Source organism: Oleiphilus sp. HI0067 (genome assembly GCF_001635735.1).
Genome location: NZ_LWFI01001674.1, coordinates 1 through 1149 on the forward strand (window position 1 = coordinate 1; position 1149 = coordinate 1149).

A 1149-nucleotide genomic window follows, 5' to 3' on the forward strand; every position below is an offset into this window, starting at 1 on the left:
GGATGGAGAGAGTGATTGCTAGGGAATGATAGAGTGTATCGGGGTTCAAAAAGCGATACGGATGTATTTGAGGCTACTGACACCATTTGAGTTGAATAGTGAATCTCCAAATTAGCTTCTGCCTGTCCATTGGGGTAAGCAAAGGGCTGTATTTGCGTACCATAAAATGGGTCTTGACCGAACTCTGGGTTGTTTAGTCTGATCACTAACCCAACCGGATTGATCACGAGATTCTCTGAGAAATCAAGCTTTGCTCTTCCGTTTTTGACATGGCATTGGGCACAAGATCGCGCGTTGTATAAAGGGCCTAGACCATCACTAGCTTGGGTGCTTGAAGGCGCAAATACCCATAGTTTTTCGAATAAGGCTTGTCCTACTCTATAGTTTAAGCCTTCTTCTAGTCCGATGCCTTTGAAAGGCTGAAGGAACGTATCAGCGCCTGTATTAGAAGCACTTAACGAGCCGGCAGGGAGATGATGATTATAATCATCGCTTTTTGAAGTATGTTCCGCAGACGTAAAGGTGCTTACATAAAAAAGAGAGGCAACTAACAGGCTGCCAAACCCTAAAATCGTTATTGGTTTGCTTGTAATCATAAACAAAAAAACCGGGCTATTAAGCCCGGGAGAGAAGCGCCAAAATGGCAAACTGAATGTTAGTTATAGTTGAGCAATTTTTTAAAGTACTGCGCTTGGGTTGTCTAAGCTGTCAGAGCCTTCAACTTCGATCTCTTCAAGATTGAGAGCCACAACAATTTTTTCGATAGTTTTGGTTTGATCCACAAGAGCGTCCACGACGTCTTGAATTACTTTATTCCCTTCCGCATTGCCTTCACCAATTAAAACATCGAAGGTGTTTCCTTTGTTCGCTTCATCAACCATTACTTGCATCGCTGACATTGTAACGTCTAGTTTGTTGCGCATTTCTTGGTCTAGTTCGGCATCTTTTGCTGCGACAAGATCTGAAAGACTTGCGCCGTCGACAACTTCTCCGCTTACCTTAGTGTAAGAGCCAAGGTAAATATTTCTAATACCTAGTGCGTCGTTGAAGTGAGATGCATGCGTGTTATCTGCAAAGCAATCGTGCTCTTCTTCTGGGTCATGAAGCATTAGGCCAAGCTTGATACGTTCACCGGCAAGCTCGCCATAA

Annotated in this window: 2 protein-coding genes; both read right to left on the reverse strand. The window is 43.6% G+C overall.

The window, feature by feature from the left end; all coding sequences use genetic code 11:
* A partial coding sequence (locus A3739_RS26850; RefSeq protein ID WP_304440323.1) for a di-heme oxidoredictase family protein occupies positions 1 to 596 on the reverse strand: 596 nt, incomplete at its 3' end.
* A gap of 81 nt (positions 597 to 677) precedes the next feature.
* A partial coding sequence (locus tag A3739_RS26855; protein WP_304440324.1) for an imelysin family protein occupies positions 678 to 1149 on the reverse strand: 472 nt, incomplete at its 5' end.